The 8049-nt window shown below is 72.6% G+C and carries 4 protein-coding genes; 1 reads left to right on the forward strand and 3 read right to left on the reverse strand.

Annotated features, from left to right (window positions below; translation table 11 throughout):
* The coding region (locus VF536_RS19850; RefSeq protein WP_331616599.1) for a DUF2135 domain-containing protein at positions 1-2470 on the forward strand (2470 nt) is incomplete at its 5' end.
* Between the two features lie 47 nt (positions 2471-2517).
* Here VF536_RS19850 and VF536_RS19855 read toward each other — a convergent pair.
* The 3 genes from VF536_RS19855 to VF536_RS19865 all read right to left on the reverse strand — a co-directional run.
* A complete protein-coding gene (locus tag VF536_RS19855; protein ID WP_331616600.1) occupies positions 2518-5751 on the reverse strand; it encodes an EAL domain-containing protein in 3234 nt (1077 codons plus the stop codon).
* Positions 5751-6437, reverse strand: a complete 687-nt coding sequence (locus VF536_RS19860; RefSeq protein WP_331616601.1) for a FecR family protein — start codon at positions 6435-6437, stop codon at positions 5751-5753. The genes VF536_RS19855 and VF536_RS19860 overlap by 1 nt, the downstream gene beginning before the upstream one ends.
* Positions 6438-6475: 38 nt before the next feature.
* The coding region (locus VF536_RS19865) for a CHAT domain-containing protein (RefSeq protein ID WP_331616602.1) at positions 6476-8049 on the reverse strand (1574 nt) is incomplete at its 5' end.

An 8049-nucleotide genomic window follows, 5' to 3' on the forward strand; every position in this document is an offset into this window, starting at 1 on the left:
TGCCTCCGGCGAGTTGCGCATCGCCTTGCCGGCCCGCCTCGCCGCGCCGGCGGTGACCACCGAGCGATTCAAGGGCAAGACCTACGTCCTGGCCGAGGTGCCGGTCGACACGGCACCGTCGCCGCGGCCGGTCCCGCGCACGGTGGGCTTGGTGTGGGACGCGTCCGCCTCGGGCGCCGCACGGGACCATGACCGCGAGTTCGCGCTTCTGGACGAATGGTTCCGGACACTGCGTTCGGTCGAGGTGCGGCTCAAGGTCGTCCGCAACGACGCCGAACCGGTGGAGCGCTTCGTCATCCGGGACGGCGATTGGCGCGCGCTGCGCCAGCGCCTCGAACGCGTGCCGTATGACGGCGCGACGGCGCTCGGCGCGATGGACACACCCGACGGCAGCGACGTGACGCTGCTGTTTTCGGACGGCCTCGGCACCTGGGGTGCTGGCGGATTGCCGGCCACCGGCAAGCCGCTGTTCGCTTTCTCGGCCTCGGCGGGCGCGGCCGAGGCGGCCCTGCGCCGCCTGGCCGAATCGCGCGGCGGGTCCTACGCGGACCTGCTCACGGCGGACACCGCCGAGGCGGTGCGCCTGATGGCCGAAGAGCGGCCTCGCGTGCTCGAGATCAGCGGCCTGGGCGCCGGCGAGTGGGAAACGGGATCCGTCCTTCCGCAGGCGGGCCGCCTGCTGATCGCCGGCGTCATGACGCAGCCGCAGGCGACGATGAAGGTGCTGCTCTCGAATCCCGGCGGCGCGCCCCGGTCGATCACGGTGCCCTTGCGCGTGGCAGCCGCCGCCGAGTCGATCGCAGCAACGACGCTGTCGACGCCGTCGACGTCTGCCGACCCGGCCGAGACGTCCGAAGCCGCACCGGCCGTCGGGCTCGCCGCCTATCGCTGGGCCAGTTTCCGCCTCGGCCGGCTGGAGGCCGACCGCGCGGGCCAGCGCCAGGCGATCCGTCGGCTGGGCATGGACTTCGGGCTGGTGACGCGCGAGACCTCGCTGATCGTGCTGGACACCGCCGCCGACTACGTCCGCCACGACATCGAGCCGCCCGAAGACCTGCGCGCCGAATGGGAACGGTTGATGGCCACGCGCACCGCGGCGCGTCAGGACGACCGCACGCAGTCCCGCCGCGACGTGATCCAGCGCTTCGAGGACAAGGTGCTGTGGTGGGCTGAAACGCCGGCCATGCGCGCGGCCGCCCGGCAGGTGGCCGAGCAGATCGCCGCCAAGAGCCGGCGCGACGCGTCGGTGCCGCGCCCGTTCGAGCCGCCGATGCCGATGTCGGTGCACCCGCATCAGGAATCCAGGCCTGCCCCGATCACGTTGTCCACAACACCCGCCCCCGCGCCTGCACCTGCACCGGTGATTCGTCCGGCAGAGCCAGCCCCGGCCCCGGCCCCAATGGCGCCTGCCCCCCTCCGTCCCATCGCTGCGGATTCCTCGCGGGAAGAGCGCGTGGCAGCGCCATCCCCCGCGCCGGTGACGGCAGCCGCGGCAGCACCGGCACAGCGTCTGCGCGAGGCTCCCACGACCCCAGGCGCGCGGCAGGCCGACGACGGCGACATCGCCCTGCGCGCCTGGCAGCCCAACGAGGTCTACGCCCAGCGCCTGAAGAGCGCGGCCGACAAGGACCTCTACGCGATCTACCTGGACGAGAAGCCGTCCTACCTGCGCAGCTCGGCGTTCTTCCTTGACGTCGCGGACCGCCTGATCGAACGCAGGCAGACCGCACTCGGACTGCGCGTGCTGTCCAACCTCGCCGAGATGGACCTGGGCAACCGCCAGCTGCTGCGCATCCTGGCCTACCGGCTGAAGCAGGCGGGCCGTCCGCGCGACGCCATCCCCATCCTCGAGGAAGTGCTGCGCCTGGCGCCCGACGAGCCGCAGTCCTACCGCGATCTCGCGCTGACCTGGGCCGACGCGGGCGAGCCGCAACGCGCGGTGGACCTGCTCGCGGAGGTCGTGAACCGGCCGTGGCAGAACCGTTTCCCCGACGTCGAGCTGATCGCGCTGGCCGAGCTGAACGCCATCGCGGAACGCTCGCGGCTCAAGGGCAAGGCGCTGGACCTGTCGGCGATCGACGCGCGGCTGCGCCGCCCGCTCCCGCTGGCCTTGCGCGTGGTGATGAGCTGGGACGCGGACAACACCGACATCGACCTGTGGGTGACCGATCCCGACGGCGAGCGCGCGTACTACGGCAACGCGCTGACGCGTCAGGGCGGACGCATGTCGCGGGACTTCACCGGCGGCTACGGCCCCGAGGAGTTCTCGCTGCGCGTGGCCAAGCCGGGGACCTACACGGTGCAGGCCAACTTCTTCGGCCACCAGCAGCAGGTGATCGCGCCCTCGACGACGATCATGGTGCGGCTGTCCACCGGGTTCGCGACCGCGCGGCAGCAGGACAAGGACATCGTCCTGCGCCTGAGCGGCCGCGGCGACGGCGTCGTCGTCGGGACCTTCACCGTGAAGTGACGGCCGCGGCATGACGGCCGCGGCAGGAAGCGGTCCGGCGCCTGGGATCAGGCGCCGGGCTTCTTCCAAGGCACCGTCTGGATGAGCCGCTTCGCGTCCTCGGGCGGCAAGGCCTTGGCGAACAGCCAGCCCTGCGCGACCTGGACGCCGAGTTCCTCCAGCAGGACCGCCTGCGCCTCTTCCTCGACACCTTCGGCCAAGGTCTGCTTGCCGAGCGCGTCGGCCAGGCCGACGATGGTGCGCACGATCTCGCGCGATTCGCGACCGGCGCCCAGGCGCATCACGAAGCTGCGGTCGATCTTCAGCGTGTCGAACGGGAAACGGTGCAGGTAGGCGAGCGACGAATACCCCGTCCCGAAGTCGTCGATCGACAGCTTGAAGCCCATCCGCGCCAGCTCCTGCAGCACCTCGGCGCTGCGCTGCGGATTGGCCATCGCCATGCTTTCCGTGACCTCGAGCTTGAGCTGCGACGCCGGCACGTCGCCGAGCGCCTTGAGCGTCTCGCGCGCGTCGTTGAGCAATTCGTCGTCCCGCTCCAGCTGCACGCCCGACACGTTGACCGCGATCTCGCCCTTGAAGCCGATCTCGCGCCAGCGACGCAGCTGCAGCGCCGCCTCGATCAGCGTCCAGCGGCCGATCTCGACGATCTGGCCGCTCTCCTCGGCCACGGGGATGAAGTCGCCGGGCATCACCATGCCGCGGGTCGGATGTTTCCAGCGGATCAGGGCCTCGAAGCCGAGCAGCGCCCGGTCCGACAGCCTCACGAAGGGCTGGTAATGGAGCTGGAACTCGCCCGCCTCCAGGCCGCGCGCGATGTTCTCCTTCACCCAGCGCCGCGATTGCTCGACCAGTTGACGCGCCGGATCGAACAGGCGGGCATGACCGGCGCCGGCCGCCTTGGCACTGGCCAGCGCGCTTTCCGCGGCGGACATCAGATCGTCCGGACTGAAGTTGCCCTGCCCCGTGAACGCCCAGCCGGCGCACGCCGTGAGGCGGTGCGCGCCGGTGCGCGTGGACGACGCCGCCGCTGAAGCGGTCGGGGCAGTCGGGGCAGTCGGGGCGGAGGCGGCGGGGAGGGTCGGAGGGGCCGCACCCGCGTCCGCGCCCTGGCCGACGTCGAGGGTCTCGAACAGGTAAGGTTCCTCGATGCGCGCCAGCGCCCACTCGGGCACGCGATCGACGAGCGCGCCGGCCTCGATGCGGGCCTCGAAAAGCACGCCGAACTGGTCCGCGCCCAGCCGCGCGACGACGCGCCCCGCGCGCGCCGTCCGTCCGGTGCCGCCGGCCAGTCGCCGTGCGCTCTCGACCAGCACCGCATCGCCGGCCATCAGGCCGTGGCGCTCGTTGAAAGCGCGGAAATCATCCAGCCCTACCAGCGCGACGCCGATCGGGACACCAGGTGTCGGATTGGCCAGCCGCTGCGCGATCAGCTCCATGAACAGCGCGCGATTCGGCAGTCCGGTGAGCCGGTCATGCAGCGCCTCGTGGGCGACCTGGGCCTGCAGACGTTCGTTCTCGCTGATGTCGGTCAGCGAACCGGCCATGCGCACCGGCTTGCCGTCCTGCCGCACCGCGACGCCGCGTGCCAGCAGGGCTCGCGTCTGACCACCCTGCTCGAAATGCAGCACGTGGTGGAACTGGAAGCTGCGGCCTTGCAGATGAGCGTCGAGATCGGCGCGGAACAGGCCCGCCGCCGCCTCATCCAACGGCCGCGTGAAGCGCTCGATGCCTGCGCGCGCCGCGTCCGATGCCGCGCCCCGCACGAAGCGCCGCCAGAAGCCACGCTTCACGCCGGTGGCGGGCGCCTCGCCCGGCGCGCGCGCGTCGCCCATCAGCGCAAGCCAGCGCGCCGAGACGTCGAGTTGATCCCCGGCGATGTCCCAGTCCCAGAGACCGTCGTTGGCGCCCAGCGCGGCCAGCGCGTATCGCTCCTCGCTCACGGTCAGGCGCCGAAGCGCCTCGCGCCGACGGGACTGGTCGGCGAGCGCGCGCAGCGTCAGCGCGGCCAGGCTGGCCGCCGCCACGGCCAGCAGCGGATAGGCCAGCGACAGGACGAGGTGTTCCTCTTCGAACGCCCACTGGGCGCCGTAGAGCCCACCCCCGACCAGCAGCGCCACCACCAGCAGGCCGCGCCACAGCGACCCGCGCGCGAGCAGCAGCGCGCACAGCAGCGGCAGCACCAGCAAGGCCCCCAGCTCCGCGAGCGACGCCCACGACGGCCGTGTCAGCGTGCGCCCGGTCAGGATGTTGTCGACGACGGTCGCGAGCCGCTCCATGCCGGGCAGGCCGGCGTCGAAGGGACTCGGGAAATGGTCGCCGGCGCCGAGCGCCGACACGCCGATGATCACGATGCGGTTGCGCAGCGCTTCCTCGGGCACCTTGCCGTCGACAAGGTCGCCCATCGTCACCGACGGGAACGTGCCCGCCGGGCCGTAGTAGTTGACGCCCTGCCGCGACAGGAGATCTAGCGGCACGCGCAGCGACCCCCAGCGCAGATCCCGGCTCCAGCGCAAGGTGGCCTCGGACCAGGGCTGGCGCATCGCGTCGCCGGCGATGCGCACGGCCAGCGACGGATAGACCTCGCCATCCAAGAGCAACGCCGGCAGGTCATGGCGCAGAGCGCCGTCGGCTTCGCGCTCTGCCTGGACATGGCCGAGCGACTTCGCCGCCGACAGCAGCGGTTCCGGCGGTGCGTCGGCGCGCTCGGGCAGCAGCGCGCTGCGCGGCGTGCCCTCGGCACGCATGAAGGCCTGCACGAGCAGACCGGGCGGCGCGTTGCCGGCAGGGCCGGAGGCCGCAGAGGAAGAGGGCGAAGAAGAGGGCGAAGAAGAGGAAGCGGCGGAGGCCGCCGCAGCCGCGCCGCCGTTGCCGCCCGCCGCAGGCGGCAGCGCGAACGGCAGCAACACTGGCGCGCCCCCGCGCATGGCGGCCGCGAGCATCGCGTCGCTGTCGGGCTTCGCGTCGAGCAGCAGCATGTCGATGGCGATTAGGCGCGGCCCGGCCGCCTGCAGCCGCGTGATCGCGTCCGCGAGCAGCGGGCGCCCCGGCGCCATGCCGCCGAAGCGCGCGGCACTGGCATCGTCGAAACGCACCAGCGTGATGGGATAGGTCGTACCCGGCGCGAGGCGGCCGCGCCACTGCGTCTGCGCGTCCTGCACGACGCCGTCCAGACGCGCCAGCGGTCCGGCCTGGAGGCGCGACAGCCACAGCATCGCCACGGCTGCGGTCACCAGCAGCGCGACGATCAACTGCGCCCAGGCCCAGCGCGACGGGACTTTCATCAGACCCCCGACAACCGGTCCAGCACCGCGCGGACCTTGTCCGCCGGCCATGGCGTCGCCGCGGTGCAGCCCTGCGACACGTCGCATTCAGTGCCGCCGGCCCGTTCGACGACGACCGGCAGTTGCGCGCCCAGCCCGCGGGTGCGGCCCGCGGCGCGCGGTCCCGGCAACACGGCGACCTGGCCGGACTGCACATGCACCGAGGTCTGCTCGTTGTCGCCCACTTCCACGAGGAACTCGGTGCCCCGCACCGCCGTCACCGCCGACGGTGTGCGGACCTCCCATTTGCCGGAGCCGGAGGGCGTGACCTTCTGCCCCAGCAGGCCGCGTTCCAGCAGCAGGGACACATCGCGCGCGCCGTCCGCATAACCGGGCATCACGCCCGTGCCCGCGTCGGTGCCGAGGTTCAGACGGGTCAGGGTCAGCTGGCTGCGATCGCCGACGACCAGGCTGGACCCGTCCGGGCAGCGCAGCCGCACGCGGCCGTTGTCGCCGGTGCGCAGCTGGGCGCCCTCGCCCACCCTGTCCCCGAGCCTCAGCGGCTGCGCCTGGCCTGCGACCACGCGCGTCGCGTCGCCCGCCAGCGCGGCCACCTCGCAGGCCTGCGCGCGCGCGGCCAGCGAGACCATCGTCATCGCCGCGATCAGCGCGGCGTCCCTCAGCACGTGTGTCATCGTTGTCGTCATGGTGTGTTCATCACGGGTAAATGCGGCGGGCGACATCATCACTGCGCCGGATCGCCGAACAGCGCGTAGGCCGCCCAGTAGTACGGATGCGTCCAGCGGCCCTGCCCTTCCTGGCCATCGGCGAGCCGGAGCTGCGCCCGCCGCAGGCCGCCGGCGCGAGTATCGGCGGGCTGCAGCGCCGCGCTGGTCAATGCGGCGGCGGAGGCGGATTCCACCGCCCAATGTGTCGCCAGCACCGACCGCGCGCCGGCGAAGAAGAAGCCCCGCACCAGCCCCGACATCGCCGCGCCGCCCTGCTCGCCGGCCGCCGTGTTGCAGGCCGACAGCAGCACCCACTGGGCGTTCATGCGTAGCGTGAGCACGTCGTCGAGCTCCAGCAAGGGTGACGCGGATTCGTCTGTCTCGGCCGCCAGCGCCAAGGCCGGCTTCGAGATGCCCGGCAGTTCGCCCGGCATCAGCCCGTGGGTCGCGAAGGCCAGCACGCGACGATCGGCCAGCGGCGCGGCCAGCACCGCGCTGCGCGTCGCCGCCGCGCCCAATCGCAGGTCGGCGACGGGATCGGCGCCGAGCGTGCGCGCGATTGCAAGCAGCTCCGCGCGCGTCTCCGGCAGCGGCGGGATGTCGGCATAACGGAAACCGAGTTGGGCGTCGTAGCTGCCGGCGGCACGCGTGGGCGTCGGGGCGAGCAGATGCCGCACCGTCGCGCCCGGCTTGCTCTGCGCGGCTTGCGCGGAGGGCAGGCTCTTCCCGGTCTGCGCGATCTGCGCGATCTGCGCGGCTTGCGCGGCCTGCATGGACGGTGGCTGGGCGACGCCACGATCGAACACGGGGTCTCCAAAACCGAGCAAGGCCTTCGGTGCGGCTGCCGGTGGAGCGGCCCGACGCAGCGCCTGCAACGACGCACCTGACGGCAACTGCACCACGGCCTGCTGCCGCAGCAGCCAGGCCACCGGCCGGCCCGCGGCGGGCGCTTCGGTCACGAGCGCCGCCAGTGGCAGTCCCGCCAGCGGTCCGTCGCCGGCGACGATCAAGGTGTCCAGCCCCTGCCGGTTGAGTGGCGCCAGCAGATCGCGATACAGCGCATGCAGTTCCGGCAAGGCCTGCGCGAGCGGCGCCTCGCGCCCCGCCGGCATCGCACTGAGGTCGATGCGCTGGCGCAGCGCCTTCACACGCCGGGCCAGCACAGCCGCGCCCTCCGGCACCGCGCGGAACTGCGCCGGCGCATCGGCGCGCAGCAGCCAGAGGAGCGTCTGCTCATCGAGCGCGTGCACGACCAGCAGTCCCTCGCCCGGGCGCAGGCGGCCGCTCAGCGCGGCGGCGCCGGGCGTTGCCGGCGTGATCAGGTCCGCGTATGCGGGATACGCGACGGCCAGTTGCTGGCGCTGCGCCGCGAGCGCCTCACGCGCCGTGGCGGCCGCGCCCTGCTGCGCCTGCAATTGCTGGCGCAGCGCCTTCAACGCGTCCTCGCGCGGCTTGCGCTGTTCTTTCGGCAGCGCCTTGAAGGCCTCGCTCGACAGCTCCTTGCGCAGCTTGTCCTCGTCCGCGATCAGCGCGGCCACCTGGCTGTACTGACCGGAGGCGGCCTTTCGCAGTGTCTGCTCCTGGTCCAGCA

The sequence above is a fragment of the Roseateles sp. genome, assembly GCF_036486225.1.
In the GTDB taxonomy this organism is placed as follows: domain Bacteria; phylum Pseudomonadota; class Gammaproteobacteria; order Burkholderiales; family Burkholderiaceae_C; genus Roseateles.